Annotated in this window: 17 protein-coding genes; 10 read left to right on the top strand and 7 right to left on the bottom strand. The window is 75.3% G+C overall.

All coding sequences use genetic code 11. The annotated features are described in order from the left end of the window. Window positions 1-88: 88 nt before the first annotated feature. Window positions 89-820 (top strand): DedA family protein, encoded by a 732-nt coding sequence (locus tag ABEB06_RS35675; protein ID WP_345701076.1) that lies wholly within the window; start codon window positions 89-91, stop codon window positions 818-820. On the opposite strand, the gene ABEB06_RS35670 is transcribed toward ABEB06_RS35675, so the two are convergent. The 3 genes from ABEB06_RS35670 to ABEB06_RS35660 form a co-directional block, all read right to left on the bottom strand. Continuing rightward, window positions 784-1,527 carry a PIG-L deacetylase family protein gene (locus tag ABEB06_RS35670; protein ID WP_345701075.1) on the bottom strand — a complete coding sequence of 248 codons (744 nt, stop codon included), beginning with the start codon at window positions 1,525-1,527 and terminating at the stop codon, window positions 784-786. The two genes, ABEB06_RS35675 and ABEB06_RS35670, sit on opposite strands and share 37 nt — an antisense overlap. Before the next feature lie 76 nt (window positions 1,528-1,603). After that, on the bottom strand, window positions 1,604-2,260 hold the full coding sequence (locus tag ABEB06_RS35665; RefSeq protein ID WP_345701074.1) for an NADPH-dependent F420 reductase: 657 nt from the start codon (window positions 2,258-2,260) through the stop codon (window positions 1,604-1,606). A gap of 128 nt (window positions 2,261-2,388) precedes the next feature. Continuing rightward, window positions 2,389-2,763 carry a VOC family protein gene (locus tag ABEB06_RS35660; protein WP_345701073.1) on the bottom strand — a complete coding sequence of 125 codons (375 nt, stop codon included), beginning with the start codon at window positions 2,761-2,763 and terminating at the stop codon, window positions 2,389-2,391. Between the two features lie 217 nt (window positions 2,764-2,980). Here ABEB06_RS35660 and ABEB06_RS35655 point away from each other — a divergent pair, with 217 nt between their 5' ends. Continuing rightward, window positions 2,981-5,935 (top strand): polysaccharide lyase family 8 super-sandwich domain-containing protein, encoded by a 2,955-nt coding sequence (locus tag ABEB06_RS35655; RefSeq protein WP_345701072.1) that lies wholly within the window; start codon window positions 2,981-2,983, stop codon window positions 5,933-5,935. 10 nt (window positions 5,936-5,945) lie between these two features. On the opposite strand, the gene ABEB06_RS35650 is transcribed toward ABEB06_RS35655, so the two are convergent. Beyond that, window positions 5,946-6,392, bottom strand: coding sequence for a MarR family winged helix-turn-helix transcriptional regulator (locus tag ABEB06_RS35650; protein ID WP_345701071.1), 447 nt, complete (start codon window positions 6,390-6,392; stop codon window positions 5,946-5,948). 70 nt (window positions 6,393-6,462) lie between these two features. Between ABEB06_RS35650 and ABEB06_RS35645 the strand changes: the two genes are divergently transcribed. Together ABEB06_RS35645 and ABEB06_RS35640 are read left to right on the top strand one after the other, a co-directional pair. Continuing rightward, on the top strand, window positions 6,463-6,867 hold the full coding sequence (locus ABEB06_RS35645; protein WP_345701070.1) for a VOC family protein: 405 nt from the start codon (window positions 6,463-6,465) through the stop codon (window positions 6,865-6,867). 102 nt (window positions 6,868-6,969) lie between these two features. Then, window positions 6,970-8,430, top strand: coding sequence for a glutamate synthase subunit beta (locus tag ABEB06_RS35640; protein WP_345701069.1), 1,461 nt, complete (start codon window positions 6,970-6,972; stop codon window positions 8,428-8,430). 24 nt (window positions 8,431-8,454) lie between these two features. On the opposite strand, the gene ABEB06_RS35635 is transcribed toward ABEB06_RS35640, so the two are convergent. Both ABEB06_RS35635 and ABEB06_RS35630 read right to left on the bottom strand, forming a co-directional pair. Further along, a complete protein-coding gene (locus ABEB06_RS35635) occupies window positions 8,455-8,673 on the bottom strand; it encodes a hypothetical protein (protein WP_345701068.1) in 219 nt (72 codons plus the stop codon). A 101-nt stretch (window positions 8,674-8,774) separates the two neighbouring features. Continuing rightward, window positions 8,775-10,007: an MFS transporter gene (locus tag ABEB06_RS35630; protein ID WP_345701067.1), complete on the bottom strand. Its 1,233-nt coding sequence runs from the start codon at window positions 10,005-10,007 to the stop codon at window positions 8,775-8,777. A 174-nt stretch (window positions 10,008-10,181) separates the two neighbouring features. Here ABEB06_RS35630 and ABEB06_RS35625 point away from each other — a divergent pair, with 174 nt between their 5' ends. From ABEB06_RS35625 to ABEB06_RS35605, 5 genes are all read left to right on the top strand, one after another. After that, on the top strand, window positions 10,182-11,078 hold the full coding sequence (locus ABEB06_RS35625; RefSeq protein ID WP_345701066.1) for an aminoglycoside phosphotransferase family protein: 897 nt from the start codon (window positions 10,182-10,184) through the stop codon (window positions 11,076-11,078). 138 nt (window positions 11,079-11,216) lie between these two features. After that, on the top strand, window positions 11,217-11,609 hold the full coding sequence (locus ABEB06_RS35620) for an SseB family protein (RefSeq protein ID WP_345701065.1): 393 nt from the start codon (window positions 11,217-11,219) through the stop codon (window positions 11,607-11,609). Continuing rightward, a complete protein-coding gene (locus tag ABEB06_RS35615; protein ID WP_345701064.1) occupies window positions 11,609-12,229 on the top strand; it encodes a hypothetical protein in 621 nt (206 codons plus the stop codon). Before ABEB06_RS35620 ends, ABEB06_RS35615 begins: the two co-directional genes overlap by 1 nt. Beyond that, window positions 12,229-14,871, top strand: coding sequence for a putative T7SS-secreted protein (locus ABEB06_RS35610; RefSeq protein ID WP_345701063.1), 2,643 nt, complete (start codon window positions 12,229-12,231; stop codon window positions 14,869-14,871). The genes ABEB06_RS35615 and ABEB06_RS35610 overlap by 1 nt, the downstream gene beginning before the upstream one ends. Beyond that, window positions 14,871-15,332: a hypothetical protein gene (locus ABEB06_RS35605; RefSeq protein WP_345701062.1), complete on the top strand. Its 462-nt coding sequence runs from the start codon at window positions 14,871-14,873 to the stop codon at window positions 15,330-15,332. Before ABEB06_RS35610 ends, ABEB06_RS35605 begins: the two co-directional genes overlap by 1 nt. Window positions 15,333-15,392: 60 nt before the next feature. Here ABEB06_RS35605 and ABEB06_RS35600 read toward each other — a convergent pair whose 3' ends face one another. Beyond that, on the bottom strand, window positions 15,393-18,026 hold the full coding sequence (locus ABEB06_RS35600; RefSeq protein ID WP_345701061.1) for a type VII secretion system-associated protein: 2,634 nt from the start codon (window positions 18,024-18,026) through the stop codon (window positions 15,393-15,395). A gap of 348 nt (window positions 18,027-18,374) precedes the next feature. Between ABEB06_RS35600 and ABEB06_RS35595 the strand changes: the two genes are divergently transcribed. After that, window positions 18,375-18,587 (top strand): hypothetical protein, encoded by a 213-nt coding sequence (locus ABEB06_RS35595; RefSeq protein WP_345701060.1) that lies wholly within the window; start codon window positions 18,375-18,377, stop codon window positions 18,585-18,587. Window positions 18,588-18,736: the final 149 nt, after the last annotated feature.

Genomic DNA, 18,736 nt, shown 5'->3' with positions numbered 1-18,736 from the left:
GCCCCGCCGGAAGGAACCCCTGATCACCGACCTGCCCGGCCCGCTGGCCCACCTGTCCCCCCTGCTCGACGACTACGGTTACGCGGCGGTGGGGGTCTTGGTGTGCCTGGACAACTGCGGCATCCCGGTGCCCGGCCAGACCGTCCTGGTCCTGGCCGCGGTCTACGCCGGCACCGGCCGGATGAGCATCGCCGCGGTGGTCGCCATCGCGGTGGTCGCGGCGGTGGTCGGCAACAGCCTCGGCTACCTGATCGGCCGCACCGGCGGGCACGCCTTCGTGCACCGCTGGGGCCGGTACGTCCGGCTGACCCCGGAGCGGATGGCCAAGGCCGAGCGCTTCTTCGACCGGCACGGCGCCAAGGTGGTGACCGGCGCCCGTTTCGTGGACGGGCTGCGGCAGACCAACGGGATCATCGCGGGCACCAGTGAGATGCCCCGGCGCCGGTTCGTGCCCGCCAACGTGGTCGGCGCGCTGCTCTGGGTCGGCGTCTGGGCCTCGGTGGGCTACTTCGCGGGCGACAACCTGGACGAGTTGTACCGGCAGGCCGTCCGGTACCAGGTGCTGCTGCTGGTCCTGGCCGGCGCGGTGGTGCTGGCGCTGCTGGCGCGCACGCTGCTGCGCCGTCTGCGCTCGCGCCGCGGCGGCGGTCCGGGCGGGCCCGCCGGCCGGGAGGGCACCACCGACCAGGAGGGCACCACCGGTCCGGGCGGGTCCGCCGGCCCGGACGAGAACGCCGGACCGGGTGGGCCCGCCCGACCGGACGGCCGGCCGACCGCGCCGGGTCAGCGCAGCGGGATGACCTCGAACGAGGACGCGTAGCGCACCCCGAGCCGGGTGCCGGTCGCCCGGGACATCGACTCCAGGAATCCGGCCGCGTCCGACATCGGCCCTTCGCCGAGCCCGTCCAGGTACGCGCGGTGCGCCTCCAGCGAGGCGACGCCGGCGTCGAAGTGCTCGGTGGTGTCGACGGCGTGCCGGCCGTCGGGCGAGGCGGCGGCCCAGACCTGCCGGACGCCGTCCCACGGCTCGTGGCCCTCGGCGGTCAGCTCCCGGAACACCCACCGGTTGCCCGCGTCCCGGACGCCGTCCAGGGTGGCCCGGCCGACCGCGATGTGGTCGGCCTGGTTGGGGAACACCCCGCCGTACGTGTCACGGAAGTTGGTGGTGATCACGATGTCCGGGCGGTGCCGGCGCACCGCGCGGGCGATGTCGCGGCGCAGCGGCAGCCCGTACTCGATCACGCCGTCGGGGTGGCCGAGGAACTCGACCACGTCGACGCCGACGATCGCGGCGGAGGCGATCTGCTCCTGCTCGCGCACGGCCCGGCACTGCTCCGGGTCCATGCCGTCGATGCCGGCCTCGCCGCTGGTGACCATCACGTAGACCACGGTCTTGCCCTGGGCGGTCCAGCGGGCGACGGCGGCGGCCGCGCCGTACTCCATGTCGTCGGGGTGGGCGACGATCGCGAGCGCGGTCTGCCAGTCCTCGTCGACGGGTTCGAAGGGGGGCGGGGGCTGTTCGGTCATGGCGGTTCCCGGTCCGTGCGTCGGTGCGTCGGTGCGTCGGTGCTTCGGTGCGTCGGTGCGTCGGTGTGTCGGTGCGTCAGTTCGCGGTGCGGATGGAGTAGTTGAAGTCGGCGTGGCCGAGGTGGCGCATCATGGTGATCCAGAACGGCATCATCATCTCCATGCCGCGGGCGGCCTCGATCCCGCCGAGGTCGATGATCGCGCCGGCGGGCCAGCCGAACTCCTCCAGCACGGCACGGACCTTGGCCTTCGCCTCGACGTCCTCACCGGCGATGAAGAGGTTGTGCTCGCCGGGGATCCGGGCCGGGTCGACCATCACCGGGGCGGTCACCGTGTTCAGCGCCTTCACCACGAAGGCGTCGGGGTGGGCCCGCTGGATCTGCTCGCCGACGCTGTCGGTGTTCACCGGCTCCAGCGAGAGCTCGCCGGTGGCGGAGAAGACCAGCGGGTTGGAGACGTCGATCAGCACCTTGCCCGCCAGGCGCTCGGCGCCGGCCGCCTCCAGCGCCTGCAGCGACACCGTGCCGGAGGTGGCGTTCAGCACGACCTCGCCGAACTCGGCGGCCTCGGCGAAGGTGCCCGCGTGCCCGTACGGCCCGGCGCGGTCCGCCCAGTCGTTGGCGGCGGCGTTGTCCTTGGTCCGCGAGCCGAGGGTGACCTCGTGGCCCAGCTCGACCAGCTTCTCGGCGAGCGTACGGCCCACCGTCCCGGTACCGATGACTCCGAAACGCATCCCCGTCTCCACTCCGCTCACGTACCACCCGGCGCCGGACCGGCGCCGACCTCGCACACCCTAGCCCGAACACCCCTGACGGGTGATCGCATTCCGCCGTCACGCCGCCGGTTCGCGTCGCGCCCCGTTCACGACCCGCTCGCGCGGTCCTGCGGTGCGGCGAGGACGCAGAACTCGTTGCCCTCCGGGTCGGCGAGGACCACCCACGGCTCGTCGCCGCTCTGGCCGATGTCCGGGCGGGTGGCGCCGAGCGCCAGCAGCCGCCGCACCTCGGACTCCTGGTCCCCGTCGGGGCGGAAGTCCAGGTGCAGGCGGTTCTTGCCGGCCTTGCGGTCCGGATTGACGCCGAACAGCAGGCCGGGCAGCCGGTCGGGCGCGGGCCGGATCTCGTACTCCTCGGCCGAGTCGTCCACCACCACCCAGCCCAGTGCCCGCGCCCACCACGCCCCGAGCGCCACCGGGTCCGCGCAGTCCACCACGATCTGTTCCCACACCAAGGCCATGCGACCGACTCTAGGCCGGGACGGCCACCGGCGCGGGGGAACACGACGGGCGGGCAGCGATCCGGCGCGGTCTGCACCATCCGTTGACGTCCGGGCGGGAAAGCGCTTACCGTCACACCCGCCCGGCGCGGTGCGGCGCCGCCCGGGCGCCGCTGCGCCGACCCCCACGGCGCCGGGCGGCCGTGCGCCGCGAGGTCGCACCCGGCAAGGAGCCCCCTTGATCCCCGAGCCGCACTCCCCCACCCGCCTCCCGCTCTCCCCCGCCCGCCTCCCGCTCTCCCGTCGCCGCCTGCTCCAGGCCTCCGCCGTGGGCCTGGCCGCCGCGGGCGCCTGGTCCGCCCTCGGCGGGCGGTCGGCCTTCGCCGCCGACGCGTACGACACGCTCCGCCTGCGCTGGCGGGCGCTGCTGACCGGCACCGACTTCGACCCGGCCGCCCAGCCGTTCGCCGGTTCCCTCGCCTCCCTCGGCGACCGGGCCCGCACCCAGCAGGCGGCGATGGCGCCCACCGCCGGCTCGCTCTGGCCGGACCTGCCGCTCGGCACGGTCTCCGCCAACATCACCTCCAGCTACCTCCGCCTGCGCACCATGGCGCTGGCCTGGGCCCAGCCCGGGACCGGTTCGACCGCCGACGCGGCGCTCGCCGCCGCCGTCACCACCGGCCTGGACCACCTGCACGCGATCGCGTACACCCCGACCGCGACCAACTACAACAACTGGTGGGACTGGCAGATCGGCACCCCGCAGGCGCTGCTCGACACCTGCGTCCTCGTCCAGCCGCTGCTCACCGCCGCCCAGATCGCCGACTACTGCGCGGCGGTGGACCATTCGGTCCCCGACTCCAAGGTCTCCTCCTACACCGGGACCTCCACCGGCGCCAACCGGGTCGACCTCTGCCGGGTCCTGGCCCTGCGCGGGGTGATCGGCAAGAGCTCCGCCAAGCTGGCGCTCGCCTCCGCCTCGCTCTCCCCGGTCTTCCCGTACGTGCTGACCGGCGACGGCCTCTACCCGGACGGCTCGTTCGTGCAGCACACCTGGGTGCCGTACACCGGCTCGTACGGCGAGGTGCTGCTCGGCGGGCTGAGCAAGCTCTTCGGCCTGCTCGCGGGTTCGGCCTGGGCGGTGACCGATCCGCAGCGGCAGACCGTGTTCGACGCGGTCGACGCGGCGTACGCGCCGTTCCTCTACAACGGCCTGGTGATGGACTCGGTGAGCGGCCGGGCGATCAGCCGGGGCCTGCAGAGCAGCGACGCGCTGCACCTGCAGCAGGACGACCACGGGCGCGGGCACACGATCATCGGGCACATCCTGCGGCTGGCCGACTCGGGCGCCGCGCCGGCGGCGCAGTCGGCGGCGTGGCGGGCGGCGGTCAAGGGCTGGATCGCCCGCGACTACTACCGCCCGTACCTCACCGACGCCGCCGTGGACGTCCCCGAACTCGCCCGCGCGCAGGCGCTGGTGAACGACTCCGCCACCTCCGCCGCCGCCGAGCCGGCCGGCGCCCGGGTCTTCGCGATGGACCGGGCGGTGGTCCGCCGCGCCGGCTGGGCGGCCTCGCTGGCGATGTGCTCGGCCCGCACCACCTTCTACGAGACCGGAAACGGCGAGAACCTGCGCGGCTGGCACACCAACAGCGGCCTGCTCGCCTGGTGGGGCTCGACCTTCGGCAACGGCCAGTACGCGGACGCCTTCTGGCCGACCGTGAACCCCTACCGGCTGCCCGGCACCACCGTCTCCACCAAGCCGCTGGCCGACGCGGCGGGCGGCGCCTGGGGCGCGGCCCGCCCGGACAACACCTGGGCGGGCGGCGCCTGCGACGGCACCTACGCCGCCGTCGGGCAGGCCGTGCGGGGCCTGTCCTCGACCCTGAGCGGGGTCAAGTCCTGGTTCCTGCTGGACGATGCGGTCGTCTGCCTGGGCGCGGGGATCAGCTGCGCGGACGGCGTGCCGGTGGAGACCGTGGTCGACAACCGCAACCTCGGCCCGACCGGCCAGCACGCCCTCACCGTGGACGGCACGGCGCAGCCCACCACCCTCGGCTGGTCGCAGCGCTTCACCGGCGCCCGCTGGGCGGCGATCTCCGGCTTCGGCGCGTACCTGTTCCCCGGCGGGGCGAGCGTGAACGCGCTGCGCGAGGCCCGGACCGGCAGCTGGCACGACATCAACGGGGGCGGCACCACCGAGGCGCTGACCCGCCGCTACCTGACGCTCTGGGTCGACCACGGCACCGATCCGTCCGGCGCCGGCTACTCCTACCTGCTGATGCCGGGCGCGGACGCCGCGACGGCCGCCGCCCGCTCGGCCGCCCCGACCGTCACCGTGCTGGCCAACTCCGCGTCGGTGCAGGCGGTCTCCGACAGCGTCTCGGGCGTCACCGCCGCGAACTTCTTCGCCGCCGGGACGGCCGGTCCGATCTCCGTGTCGGCGCCGGCCTCGGTGCTGGTCCGCGAGTCGGGCGGCACCATGACCGTCACGGTGGCGGACCCGGGGCGGACCGCCTCCACCGTCCAGGTCACCGTCGCCCGGTCCGGCTACCGGACGGCCGACCCGGCGGCCGGCGTCACCGTCCTCGCCACCGGAAGCGCGGTGACCCTGCTGGTCGAGCTCGGCGGCACCCGGGGCGCGAGCCGGACGGTGACCCTGCGCACCACCGGCACCGCGCCCGCCCCGGCCACCGCGACCCGGCTCGCGCCCACCCAGGACGCCTACGTCCGCGACGGCTCGTACGGCGACACCAACTACGGCACCGCCGCCACGCTGACCGTGAAGAACACCGACTCGACCGGCAGCGGCTACAGCCGGCGGGCGCTGTTCTCGTTCAACACCGCGGGGGTGGGCGGGACGGTCCGCCGGGCGGTGCTCTGGGTCCGCGGGGCGGTCGCCGACTCCGGCGGCACCCAGACCTCGCTGCAGGCCTTCGCCACCACCGCCGACGGCTGGACGGAGACCGCGGTCACCTGGAACCGCTCCCCCGCCCCGACCACGGCGCTCGGCACCGGTGCGATCTCCACCGCAGCGGACTGGGTCGGCCTGGACGTCACCGCCGCCGTCACCACCGGCGGCCCGGTCACCCTCGCGGTGTGGCAGCCGCTCGGCGCGGTCGGGCTCGCGGTCAACCTCAACAGCCGTGAGAACGCCGCCTTCCAGCCCCACCTGGAGCTGATCACTTCCTGAGGGCCGGAAGCTACCGGGGCAGGGCGTCGAAGATCCGGCCGAGCAGGGCGTGCAGCTGCGCCCGTTCGGCCGGGTCGAGCGGGGCGAGCAGCTCCTCCTGCACCTGCCGGGCCTCGCCGTCGAGTTCGGCGAGCGCGGCGCGTCCGACGGGGGTGATCGTGACGGAGACCCGGCGCCGGTCGGCGGGGTCGCGGCTGCGCTCGACCTGCCCGGCGGCGGCCAGCTGGTCGACCGCCTTGGCCAGGTCGCTCGGGTCGATGCGCAGCCGGGCGGCCAGGTCGCGCTGGGCGTGCGGGCCGAAGTCGTCGAGTGCGGCGAGCACCGCCATGTGCCACAGCCGCAGGCCGCGCTCGGCGAGGCGTTCGCCGAGCGCGGTGCGGGCGGCCTTGCCGACCCGCGAGAGCAGGTAGGTGCTGAGGCCGGTGAGGCGGGGCGGGACGGCGTCCGGATCGTTCATGACCACCATTCTAGGGTCTGCACCTATAGTGGGTGTCGACCCACTGATTCTCGCCCTTCCGGAGCGCGCCATGGACGCCCTGCACCCCCGCCTGCTCACCACCCGCTTCGCCGACGCCTTCGCGTTCTACGCCGCCGTCCTGCCCGAGTTGGCCGGCGCCACCCTGGTCCGCGGCAGCGCTGCCGGGCCGTACGCCCACTGGGACGTCGACGGGCAGGGCCTGCTCTCGCTCTTCGACCGCGCCGCCCTCGCCTCCGCCGTCGGCACCGACGCCCTCCCCTCCACCGTGGACGCCCAGGACGCGCTGATGTTCGTCTGCCGCGTCCCCGACGTCGACGCCGGCCACGCCCTGTGCCTCCGGTACGGCGCCACCCCGGTCACCGCCCCGGCCGACCGCCCCGAGTGGGGCCCGGGCCTGCGCACGGCCCACCTCCGCGACCCGGAGGGCACCCTGCTGGAGCTCCAGTCCTACTGACGGGCACCCGGGCCGCCCGGCCCGCCGCCGGTCTCCCCTGTTGCCGACCGTCCCACAGGCGTACCGTGGCCACACGAACGGGTTTCGCAGCCGGAGGCCGCGATGGCAGACCCGAGGGCCTTCCTCACCACCCCCCGCCGCGCCCGGGCGCGGCGGCCGCCGCAGGAGCGCGTCCAGGACTGGGCGGAGGTCGACGGCGGCCGCCCGCCGCTCCCCCTGGTCCGCGAGCAGGCGTCCCGCTGCATGGACTGCGGCCTGCCCTTCTGCCACAACGCCTGCCCGCTGGGCAACCTCGTCCCGGACTGGAACGCCCTCGCCGCCGGTGACGACTGGCGGGCCGCCGCCACCCACCTGCTGGCCACCGACAACTTCCCGGAGTTCACCGGGCGGCTCTGCCCCGCCCCCTGCGAGAGCGCCTGCGTGCTGGCGATCGACTCCGAGGCGGTCACCATCCGCAACATCGAGCTGGCACTCGCCGACCACGCCTGGGAGATCGGTGTGGACCGCCCCCGCCCGCCCGAGCGGCGGACCGGCCGCCGGGTCGCCGTGGTCGGCTCCGGCCCGGCCGGGCTGGCGGCGGCCCAGCAGCTCACCCGGGCCGGGCACACCACCACCGTGTACGAGCGCGCCGACCGGCTCGGCGGACTGCTGCGCTACGGCATCCCGCCGTTCCGCCTGGAGAAGCACCGGCTGGACCGGCGGCTCGACCAACTCCGCGCCGAGGGAACCCGGTTCCGCACTGGTGTCGACGTGGGACGCGACCTGCCAGCCGACCGGCTGCGCTCCGACCACGACGCCGTGCTGCTCGCCGTCGGCGCCACCGCACCGCGCGGACTCCCCTCCCCCGGGCACGACCTGCCCGGCGTCCGGCACGCCATGGACTACCTCACCCAGGCCAACCGGGCCGACCAGGGCGACTTCCCCCGGCCGCCGCTCACCGCCGAGGGCCGGCACGTGGTGATCGTCGGCGGCGGCGACACCGCCGCCGACTGCCTGGGCACCGCACTGCGCCAACACGCGACGTCCGTCATCCAGTTGGACATCAACCCGCGCCCGCCCGACCGTCGCGCCGCCGAGCAGCCCTGGCCCGTCCACCCGAAGGTCTACCGGCGCACCGCCTCCCACGAGGAGGCCGGCGAGGAGCCGCGGGTCTTCGCCGCCACCACCGTCGGCTTCGACCCGGGCCCCGACGGGCGGCTCGCCGCCGTCCGCTTCGCCCACGCCACCCCGGGCGACCGCCGGCCCGAGGCCGGCACCGAACGCACCCTCCCCGCCCAACTCGCCCTGCTCGCCCTCGGCTTCACCGGCCCCGAGCCCGACAGCCCGATCGCCGGCCAGCTCGGCCTCGCCTTCGGCCCGCACGGCGCCCTGGCCCGCGACGCCCACTTCGCCACCGCCGCCGACGGCGTCTTCGTCGCGGGCGACGCGGGCCGCGGCCAGTCCCTGATCGTCTGGGCCATCGCCGAGGGCCGTGCGGCGGCCGCCGCCGTCGACCACTACCTGCGCGGCACCACCGACCTCCCCACCCCCGTCACCCCGGCCGACCACCCCCTGGCCCCCTGACCGGCGGGCACCGGGGAGCGGCCCTCACCTCCGGCGCGGGACCAGTCCCTCGCGTTCCCAGACCCTGCGGGCGGCGGCGATCCGCTGCCGCTTGGTGGCGCACCAGCGCTCGCGGGCGAGCGTCTCGCCGGGCGGTTCCTCCACGCGGTAGCACAACGGGCAGACGTGACCGCCCTGCAGGCCCTCCGAGACGGGCGTGCCGCAGGTCGGGCAGTGCCGGGAGTGGTGGACGTTGCCGCGCATGCCCTCCACGCTAACCGGGACCGACCCGGACACCGCCCGCTCGCCGATTCCGGCCCCGCGGCCGCCGCGGTCTGCGAGAATCCGAGGCCCGCACCGCCGCCCTACGACAGCGCCCCTGCGGGCGGTGCCTGCCGCACGGCCCGGTTGGCCGTGGTGAGGACGGCCAGCGCCAGCAGCCACGCCCCGCAGAGCCAGACCAGCGGCTCGGCGCCGAGGGCGGCGATCAGCGCGCCGCCCGCGAGGGCGCCGACCGACAGGGCCCCGGTGGTGAGCGTCGAGGCGGCGCTCGTCACCCTGCCCCGCAACTCGTCCGGGGTGATGGCCAGTTGGTGGGTGGTCATGGCCACGGTGTACACCGGGGCCACCATGGACTCGGCGGCCGCGACGGCGGCCAGCAGGAGCGGGGTGGGGGCCAGCGCGTAGAGCGGGAACACCAGCGCCTCCACCCACAGCATGGCCACGGCGATCCGCCCGAGCGGGAACCGGCGCGTCACCCGGTCCGACACCAGCGCTCCCGCCATCGCGCCGACCGCCGCGCCGCTGAAGACGACGCCGATCCACAGCGGCGAGGCACCGAGCTGCCGGGCGAGGGTGATGATCAGCAGGTACCCCGCGCCGTACCGCACCTTGTCCGCGGCCGACACCAGCGTGAGGAAGCGGACGACGGGTTGGCGCCAGAGCGAGCCGAGGCCCTCCCGGATGTCGGCGGTGAGCCGGGCGCCCGGCCGGGCCCGCTTCCGGTCCACCTGGAACCGGGAGCGCATCAGACCCAGGGACGCCGCGGACGCCGCGAAGGAGAGCGCGTTCACGGTGAACGGGACGGTCCGTCCGAGCTCGTAGAGCACCCCGGCGAGGGAGGCTCCGACGACGGCCACCGCACCGGCCGCGGACTGCGAGAGGCCGAGCGCGGCGGAGAGCAGCCGCGGACCGACCACGTTGGGCAGCGCCGCGGTGTTCGCCACGTGGAAGAGGGTCGTCAGGATCCCGGCGAGCACGGCGGTGCCGTACAGCTGGGGCATGGTCAGCCCGTCGAACCACAGGGCGACGGCGACTCCGGCGGTGAGCACGGCCCGGCCGAGCTCGCACCAGATCATGGTGGCCTTCCGGTCCCACCGGTCGGCGAGGGCCCCGGCGACCAGCCCGAACACCAGGAAGGAGGCGGTTCCCAGACCGAGGACCACCCCGGCCCGGGTCACCGATCCGGTCAGGGCGAGCACGACCAGCGGCAGGGCCGTGAAGTGTGCCTGGTCACCGACGGCGGAGACCAGTTGGCCGCTCAGCAGCAGCGAGAAGTCCCGGTTCCGGAACAGGCCGGAACCGCGCGGGGCATGCATGGAAGTTACGCTCCGTAACAGCTCAAGGACACAAGGGTGGCGTCGAAGCTGGTGTCCGAGCTAGGAGACACGGGGCGCGGCGGGCATGCGCGGACCGTATCCGGGGCGGTGGTCCGGTGGCAATCGGATTGACCGGGGCCGCGCGGCGGTCCGTTGCGGGTAGCGTGACTCGGCATGATCGAATCCGAGATCGAGATCACCGAGGACCTCGTCCGGGCGCTGCTCCGGGAGCAGCATCCCGACCTCGCCGACCTGCCCGTCCGCGAGGTGGCGGGCGGCTGGGGCAATCAGATGTGGCGCCTGGGCCCGGAGTTGGCGGTCCGGATGCAGCGGATGGACAGCGGCCCCGAGCCGCAGTTGAAGGAGCGCCGGTGGCTGCCGGAGCTGGCCGCACGCCTGCCGCTGCCGGTGCCCGTCCCGGTCCGGGACGGGGTGCCGTCGGAGCGCTTCCCCAAGATCTGGACCGTCATGAGCTGGGTCGAGGGCACGCCGCTGGACCACGGCGAGATCACCCGCGGCGACCACGCGGCCGACGCCCTGGCGGACTTCCTGGGGGCGCTGCACGTGCCGGCGCCCGCCGACGCGCCCACCGCCACGGACTTCGGGCTCCACCCCGGGGACTGCACGGGCGGGTTCGAGCACTTCTTCCGGGACGCCGCCCCGGCGGGCCTCGCCGACAGGATCCGCGCGGTCTGGGACGAGGCGGTGGACACCCCGGAGTGGGCGGGCCCGCCGGTGTGGGTCCACGGCGACCTGCACCCCGCGAACGTCGTCGTCGCGGACGGCACCCTGGCGGGCGTGGTCGACTTCGGCGCGCTCTTCGCCGGTGACCCGGCGTGGGACCTCGCGGCCGCCTGGCTGCTGCTCCCCGCGGGCGGCGCCGCACGCTTCTTCGAGCGTTACGCACGGGTGGACGGGGCGACCGTGCGGCGGGCGCGCGGGCTGGCCGCGATGAAGTGCCTGTTCCTGATGGCGATGGGCCTGAGCGGGGACCGGGGTCTGCCCGGCGGCAAGCCGGAGTGGGGGCCCGTGGGCCGGTCCGCGCTCGACCGCGTCCTGCGCGGTCTCTGACGCCGGCACGGTCTTCCCCGGGGGCCGCCGGTGGAACCGGGAGGCCTTCGGCGGTAGTCCACTCGTTGCCTGTGGTCGCGGCTCGCTAGGGTGTCCGGAGCGTTCGGCGGCAGGTGACCGGGATTCGGGGGAGGGCGAGTGGACAACGCTGGGTTGTTGCACCAGTTGCGGATGATGCACGCGCAGGTGGGGGATCCGAGTCTGCTGGTGGCGGAGCTCCGGGCGGCGCTGCTCTACCTGCCGCACGACGGTCGGGGGCAGGTGTGGTCCGGCGACCAGGGCGGGATCCGCTGGATCTACGCGTTCAGCGGCGAGGAGGAGATGGCGGCCTTCGCCGAGCAGCGCGGCTTCCAGGAGGCCGAGTTGCCGTACCTGACGGTCCGCGGGTCGCGACTGCTGGAGGTCGGTACGGCCGCGGCGGGGGTGCCCGCCGGGGTGGCGCTGGACGCCGCCGGGCGGACGCCGATGCTCTTCCCGCCGGTACGCGGGATCGTGCCGGACGAGGCCGCGGTCGACGCGGGGAGGAACTGATGGCCGGCTACCAGGTGGATCCGCAGGCGCTGAAGTCGACCGCGGACGGCATCAACCACTCGATCGAGGAGCTGAAGTCGATCGGGATCGTGGAGAACGCGGAGATCGGCCGCGGTTTCGACAACCTGAGCATGACGGGGATGCAGATCGGCTTCGCCGACCTGCAGCAGGTGTTCGACGAATTCTGCGAGCGGTGGGCGTGGGGCGTCCGCGCGATGGTGCAGGACGGCAACCAGATCGCCGAGCGCCTGCACCTGTCCGCGGGCCTGTACCACGACCAGGAGCAGTACATCTCCGGAGTCGCCAAGGACGTGTACAGCGCGGCGATGGGCAACCCGAACCTGACGCAGGAGCAGGTCGAGGGCCGCTCCTGGGAGGAGACCCTCAAGGACAACCCGATCAGTCAGGTCGCCAACGCCGACTACTCCGCGCAGTCCTTCGAGGCGGCGGCGAACCACTCGGCCGCGGCGTGGAAGAACACCGAGGCCGACCTGCTCGACAGCCGGATAGCGCTCGGCCAGCCCAACCTCGCGTACGACCCGGCCGCCGCGGCCCGGGCCAGGGAAGAGGCCAAGGCGCTCAACGCGCGGGCGCAGCAGCTCAGCGGTGAGAGCCACTGATGGGCCTCCTCGACAGCATCGGCGAAGGCATCTCGGACGCCTGGGACTCGGGCAAGAAGGCGGTCGGCGGCTTCGTCGACGCCAACGCCCACATCCTCGGCGACGGCCTGGACATGATCGGCCTCGACGACGCCGCGCACGCGGTGGACAAGTGGGGCGACGAGTTCGCCGACTCGATGGGCGCCCAGGTCGGCGAGCTCGGACTCGGGCAGACCGACGACCCCACCGAACTGGTGCACGGCGACGTCAAGACGATCGGTGAGAACGTCGGCCACCTCAAGAAGTTCGCGACCGCCTTCGAGGAGACCGGTTCCGGCCTGACCCGGCTCGACCACGACCACTGGCAGGGCGAGGCCGCGGACGCGTTCCGCAGCAAGTTCGCCCCGCAGCCGGGCCTGTGGCTCGCCGCCGCGGACGCCTGCGCGGGCGCCGGCCGGGCCCTGGAGACGTACGCACAGACCGTCACCTGGGCCCAGGACCAGGCGAAGCAGGCGATCGAGGCGTACAACGCGGCGAAGAAGGCCTCCGAGGACGCCCGCAACGCCTACCAGCGGGAGGTCGACTGGTACAACCAGGAGGCGAAGGCCTGGAACGACTACGCCCGCAGCGGCAACGACCCGGGCCCCCCGCCGCCCATGCCCAAGGAGTTCCGCGACCCGGGCGTGGAGGGCGCGAAGCAGGCCGCCGAGATCCTGCGCAGCGCCCGCAAGCAACGCGACGAGGCGGGCCGGACGGCGGCGCAGGCGATCCGGGCGATCACCGGCCACGCCCCGGCCAAGCCGAGCTTCACCCAGCGACTCGAAGCGGGCATCCAGGACGCCGGGGACTTCGTGGCGGTCGGCTACCTCCACCTCGAGGGCGGCATCGTCAAGGGTGCGGCGGACCTGGTGAAGTTCGCCCGCGGGCTGAACCCGATGGACCCGTACAACATGACCCACCCGGCGCAGTACATGGACCACGTCAGCACGACGCTGGCGGGCCTGGTGACGACCGCCAACCACCCGCTCGAGCTGGGCAAGGCCCTGGTCGGCTCGGGGTGGGGGTCCGACCCGTTCGAGGCGGGTGGCAAGTTCATCTTCAACGTCGGCTCCGGCATGGTCACCGGCGGCGGCAGCGAGGCGGCCGTGGTCGCCGAGCGGCTGGGCATCGGCGCCGCCGAGCGCACCGCGGTCAGCGCCGCCGAACGCACGGCGATCAACGCGGGCGAGCACGCGGCGATCAACGCCGGTGAGAGCGCCGTCGTCAACGCCGGCGAGCACGCCGCGGTCAACGCGGGCGAGCAGGCCGCCGTCAACGCGGGAGAGCACGCCGCGGTCAACGCCGGTGAGCAGGCCGCCGTCCAGGGCGTCGAGCACGCCGGGGAGAACGCCGTCGTGGGCGCGCACCCCGGCGTCTCCCCCACCAACCCGGCCGGTCTGCCCGAGGGCTGGACCATCAAGAACCCGTGGGAGTCGGGCGCCGACCAGACCGCCGGCGTCGCCCACCCGGTGCCGGAGCCGACCCCGCACGCCACACCCGCGCCGACCGAGTCGACCGGCTTCCACCCGGCCGAGCACGGCAGCGGCGACGCCGCGTCCTACGTGCACGGCGACGACGCCGTCCCCGCCACCCAGCCCCACGGCCACACGCCGGAACCCCAGCCAGCGCCGACGGCCCACACGCCGGAACCCCAGCCAGCGCCGACGGCCCACACGCCGGAACCGACGGCCCACACCCCGGAGCCGACGGGCCACACGCCGGAGACGCAGCCCGCGCACGTGCCCGAGGAGCCGACCACCGGCCACCACGCGCCGGACGAGCACCAGCCGGGGCACACCCCGGACGAGCACCAGCCCGGCCACGGTGCCGACGAGCCCGCCGGCCAGTCCGAGCACGGCACCTCCGAGCACGGCACCTCCGAGCACCAGACCTCGGAGCACGGCGGCTCCGACCACACGTCCGACCACACGTCCGGCGACGGCACCGGTCACAGCGGCGACTCCGACACCGGTCACGGCAAGCACATGCCGGACGACCAGTGGGAGGCGCTGTCCAAGGACCAGCAGCTGCAGGTCGCCGAGGACGAGATCTCCGGCGGCGCCCGGAAGTTCGCCGACAACGACGAAGCCATGCGGTACGGCGCCGACCACTGGAACAGCAAGCTCGACGAGATCGCCCCCGAGGACCGGTCGGCGGTCCGCGACTACACGTACGAGAACGCCGCGGACAACGGCGGCAAGCCCTGCTACAAGGAGATCAACGGGGCGCTCCGCTCCGACGGCCCGATCCCCGACGACATCGCGCAGCACGTCGACGCGATGGACCGGGCGTTGAAGTCGAACCCGATCCCGGAGGACGTGATGGTCACCCGGGGCACCGACCTCGGGCACATCAAGATGGACCCCGCCGACATGGCCGGCCAGGTCTTCGACGAGAAGTCCTACACCTCCGCCTCGCTGGGCGGGCCCGCCGGGGCGTTCGCCGGCAAGGACGCCGTCCTCCACCTGCGCGTGCCCGCGGGGACGCCGGCGCTGTGGGTGGAGAAGGTCAGCGCCTTCGGTGTCGGTGAACGGGAGATCCTGCTGGGGCGCGGCCTCCAGTGGCGGGCGACCAGGGTGGTTCAGGAGGGCGGCCAGTGGCATGTCTATGGTGAGGTGCTGTGATGAGTGACGAGGAAGAGCGCGAGCGCGCGTACGGCTGGGGCAATGAGCGGCTCAACGAGGACATGCAGTTCAGCGTCGTGCCGGGCGGCCCCGCCCGGTACGTCCACACCACGGACAAGGCCGTCGAGTACGTGACGGTGGCCCGTGAGGACGGTGTGCTCGGCTACCTGTGGGCGTGCGACGCCGACGACGCGGCGGGATGGCAGGTGCGTCCGGCGGGCGGCGACGACGCGTACAACGCGGGTGTCTCCTGGACGATGAGGCTGCGCGACCCCAAGGCCCGGGGCCTCACCCCGTCGCAGGCGCTGGCCGAGCTGGCGGCGAGCCCCGGCAACCCGCAGATCGGCCGGGTCGTCGCCGGTTCCAGGGCTACGGCGAGCGGCCTCGCCGAGCTGCGGGAGCTCGCGGGCGCGAACCAGGCGCCCAAGCCGGAGACCCCGCGCGTGCGCCGCGGGTCCTGACCCCGGCACCACCGCTCCCCGGACGCCGCCGGCCCGCAGGGGCCGGCGGCGTCCGGGCGTCTACTGGCCGGACGGGACCGCGCTCGCGCTCCGGGCGAGGTCGTCGACGGGGAAGGTCACCGTCAGCTTGCTGCCGGGATTCAGCCGCAGGTCGCACCCGGCCGCCGCGGCGGCCAGCTCCCGGCCGGTCAGCACCGCGGTACCGGCCCAGTGCCGGGGGACGAGCCCTTCGGAGGTGCAGGCGTCGACCGCGTGGCCGCCGCGTACGCCCAGCGAGGTGAACAGGGCGCCGGACGCGCCGACCGTGCACACGTGCAGTTCGGCGCCGAGGAGGGTGGCCAGCAGGTCCTGCGGGCCGCGGATCCCGGTGGCGAGCTGCCGCAGCACGGCCTCCGCCTCGCTCTGCGGCTCGGGAAGCTCCGCGGCCGCGCGGGCGGAGCGGTGGGCCGGGTTCGCGATGTACCGGGCCGGGGCGCCGTGGTGGTCGATCTGCCAGCAGCCGACGATGCCCTCGGAGGGCACCGAGCCGGCCGCGTCGAAGGCGGTGTCGACCAGGAACAGCCACTGACCGGGCCGGTGCCGGGCCTCGCCGACCACCGCGGCGGGCAGCGCGGGCTCCGCCGCGCCCGGCACGGCGGAGAGACCGGCGGGCGGCGGCTCGGGCGAGAAGTAGTAGCCCTCGGTGGTGGAGAGGTCGCGGCTGTTGGGCGCCTGCGGATCGACCGACAGGCACAGCACGCCGTCCGCCAGCACGGCGACCAGCCGGCCCGAGGCGTCGATCAGCACCGACCGGACGGGCGAGCCGGGCCGGACGTCGACCGCGCCCTCCGCCGCGTCCAGCGACCGCACCCGGATCAGGCCGTCGGCCCACGCCGTCGCGATCACCACGCCCTGCGGCGCGTGGGCGACGGCGACCGCCGTCACCGGGCCGTCCCGCCGGTCGACCGGCGCCGCCATCGGCGCCGACCCGGGCCGCCACAGCCGTACGCACCCGTCCCGGCCGCCGCTGACCAGCACGACCCGTCCGGTGGACGCCAGCACCGTCCCGCCGACCGCGGTGACCGGTCCCTCGTGCAGGCGCTGCGTCGCGGTGCCGCCGTCCGCGGCCCGCCAGTGCACCGCCCCGGTCGAGTCGCCGAGCGCGAGCAGCGGGCCGAGCGCCGTGGGCGTCGCCCCGTCGAGTGCGGCGGGCTCCGGCAGGGCGGGCATCGCCGACCCGGCCGGCAGGCTCGCGCGGCCGGCGCCGTCGAGCGCCACCAGCCCGCCGTCCTCCAGCGCCACCAGCGACCGCAGTCCGGCCGGGACGGGGTTGGCGGGCACCGCGGTCGACTGACCGGTCGCCAGCTGAACGGCCCTCAGGCCGCCCGCCGCGTCCGCCAGCACGGCGTAGCCGCTGTAGGCGCCGCGCGTGAGCGAACCCGCGAGCAGCGGGGGCTCCCCCGCCGCCTGCCAGGCGGCCCACTCGGCGCGCCACGGGCCGGGCCGGTCCAGCGCGGCGGCCGCCGCCGGGTCGGTGGCCAGCAGGCGGCTGCGCAGCACGGCGGCCCGCTCCCAGGCGTTCGAGGTGCCGATCAGCGCCGGGGCGGCCGAGCGCCAGGCCGCGGCGTAGCGGCTGTGCGGGTGCGCGGCGAACCCGGCCGTGACGGCCACCGGGTCCGCGAACGCGAGGAACCGCGGGTCCTCCAGCAGGGCCTCGGGCTTGGCCGCGGCCACGGCGTGGTGCAGCAGCAGGCCGAGCACGCCCGGATCGGCGGCCGGCAGGTCCGGACCGCCGGCGACCCGGGGCACCGCCGCCGCCAGCGCGCGGACCGCCACGTCGTGGTCGGGGGCGGGCGCACCGGCGACCACCGCGTCGCGCAGCGGACCGGCGCCCAGCCACCAGGTGTCCTCGGCCGCCGAAGCCGCCGGCAGCCGGTCGATCGCCCGGTCCACCGCCTCGGGCCCGGCGAGCGCCGCCCACTCCCGGCGGGTCAGCGGGCGGTCCGCGGCGGCGAGCGCCCTGACGGCGGGACGCAGTTCCTCGGGCAGCGCCGCCCACCAGGCGGCCGCGTACCCGGCGGACGGGTCGGCGTCGGCCGGCACCCGGGCCGCGAGCAGGGCGGGCCCGGGAGCGGGGAAGACGTCCTCGGCCGAGAACGGGGCGCCGCCGCCGAGCTTGCCGTACCAGGCTGCGAACCGGGCGGGGTCGGTCCAGCGGGCGTCGTCCAGGTCCAGCACGGCGGCGCCGGGGAACGCCGCGACCGCCTCCGGCGTCCCCTCCGTGCCCAGGTCGAGCACCACCCGCACCTGCGGCAACCCCGCCAGACGGGCCAGGAACACGGCGACGGCGGCCGGCTCGGCGGCCCGGTCCACGTCCCAGACGAGCATCCGCCGCGGCCGCGGGTCGGCACCCAGCGCGGCCACCAGTTCGTCCGGCGTACGGGCCGACAGACCGAGGCGCCGCGCGAGCAGCCCGCTCACGCCGTCCGGAGCCAGGCCGGCCACCGACTCCGCGACCTCCACCCGCCGCCCGCCCGGCGAACCGCAGGCCGTCGCCAACCACCGGACCAGATGCGTCTTCCCGCTGCCCGGCCCACCCGTCACCCGGCACAGCCGGGGGGCCGCCGCATCGTCCAGCCATGCCAACAACGCCCGCCCGGCCGGCTGCCGCCCGGCCCGCAGCGGCGGAAGCCAACTGTCGACGTTGCCCACCATGCGCGCTCTCCCCCTGTCAGGACCGGCGCCCAGTCTATGCAGCAACCGCATCCCACCAGCCATCCGCTCCGCACCGGCCCGGCCCTGACAGGGGCGGGCGGCCGTGCGGCGGTGGAGGGAGGACAGCGGACCCCGGCAGGTGCGCAGGGGCCGCGCGAAGGGGTTCCGGCTGACGGGGTGGTCAGGGCCTGGAGGATGCACCATGCCGGCGAAAGACGGATCACCGAGCGGGTACCGGGTCACGGGCAGGGCATCGTCGGCGGCGAGGCCGCTCCCGCGGCACCGGCGGGACGCGTTCGCCTTCCTCCCGCCCCTCCCCCGCGCGGTCACCGGGCCGAGGCGGTCGTCGTGACGTCCGGTGGCGGCACCGAGCCGCAGGGCGGGACGGTCGCCCGGCCCCCGGTCCACCGGATCGCCTGGACCGTGATCCGGGTGCTCAGCTCGGTCGCCGCGCTGGTGGTCCTCGGCCTGGCCGTCAAGGTCATCGTCGGCGCGGTCCAGCGCAGCCGGCAGCGCAGGACGGGACCGCCGGGCACCGGACGCGAGGACGGGCAACCATGAACAGGCGTGTCGCCACGACCGGGGCGACCGGCCACGGCAGGGTCACGACCTGGCTGTCGCAGGTGTTCGCGCGGCGAGGACCGGCCCGCCCGCGGCGATCCGGCCGAGCAGCGGCACGTACGAGGTCGACGGCCGGGTGCCGACCGGGA

It is taken from the genome of Kitasatospora terrestris, from assembly GCF_039542905.1.
Taxonomy (GTDB): Bacteria; Actinomycetota; Actinomycetes; order Streptomycetales; family Streptomycetaceae; genus Kitasatospora; species Kitasatospora terrestris.
The sequence above is the reverse complement of the archived record's forward strand: the minus strand, read 5'-3'. Positions and strand labels throughout refer to the sequence as shown.

What these genes read in the sequence shown, in the direction of transcription:
- ABEB06_RS35670 (WP_345701075.1), bottom strand. Translation starts at nt 1,527, where the DNA reads ATGACCGAACAGCCCCCGCCCCCCTTCGAACCCGTCGACGAGGACTGG.
- ABEB06_RS35665 (WP_345701074.1), bottom strand. Translation starts at nt 2,260, where the DNA reads ATGCGTTTCGGAGTCATCGGTACCGGGACGGTGGGCCGTACGCTCGCC.
- ABEB06_RS35660 (WP_345701073.1), bottom strand. Translation starts at nt 2,763, where the DNA reads ATGGCCTTGGTGTGGGAACAGATCGTGGTGGACTGCGCGGACCCGGTG.
- ABEB06_RS35650 (WP_345701071.1), bottom strand. Translation starts at nt 6,392, where the DNA reads ATGAACGATCCGGACGCCGTCCCGCCCCGCCTCACCGGCCTCAGCACC.
- ABEB06_RS35645 (WP_345701070.1), top strand. Translation starts at nt 6,463, where the DNA reads ATGGACGCCCTGCACCCCCGCCTGCTCACCACCCGCTTCGCCGACGCC.
- ABEB06_RS35640 (WP_345701069.1), top strand. Translation starts at nt 6,970, where the DNA reads ATGGCAGACCCGAGGGCCTTCCTCACCACCCCCCGCCGCGCCCGGGCG.
- ABEB06_RS35635 (WP_345701068.1), bottom strand. Translation starts at nt 8,673, where the DNA reads ATGCGCGGCAACGTCCACCACTCCCGGCACTGCCCGACCTGCGGCACG.
- ABEB06_RS35630 (WP_345701067.1), bottom strand. Translation starts at nt 10,007, where the DNA reads ATGCATGCCCCGCGCGGTTCCGGCCTGTTCCGGAACCGGGACTTCTCG.
- ABEB06_RS35625 (WP_345701066.1), top strand. Translation starts at nt 10,182, where the DNA reads ATGATCGAATCCGAGATCGAGATCACCGAGGACCTCGTCCGGGCGCTG.
- ABEB06_RS35615 (WP_345701064.1), top strand. Translation starts at nt 11,609, where the DNA reads ATGGCCGGCTACCAGGTGGATCCGCAGGCGCTGAAGTCGACCGCGGAC.
- ABEB06_RS35610 (WP_345701063.1), top strand. Translation starts at nt 12,229, where the DNA reads ATGGGCCTCCTCGACAGCATCGGCGAAGGCATCTCGGACGCCTGGGAC.
- ABEB06_RS35605 (WP_345701062.1), top strand. Translation starts at nt 14,871, where the DNA reads ATGAGTGACGAGGAAGAGCGCGAGCGCGCGTACGGCTGGGGCAATGAG.
- ABEB06_RS35600 (WP_345701061.1), bottom strand. Translation starts at nt 18,026, where the DNA reads ATGGTGGGCAACGTCGACAGTTGGCTTCCGCCGCTGCGGGCCGGGCGG.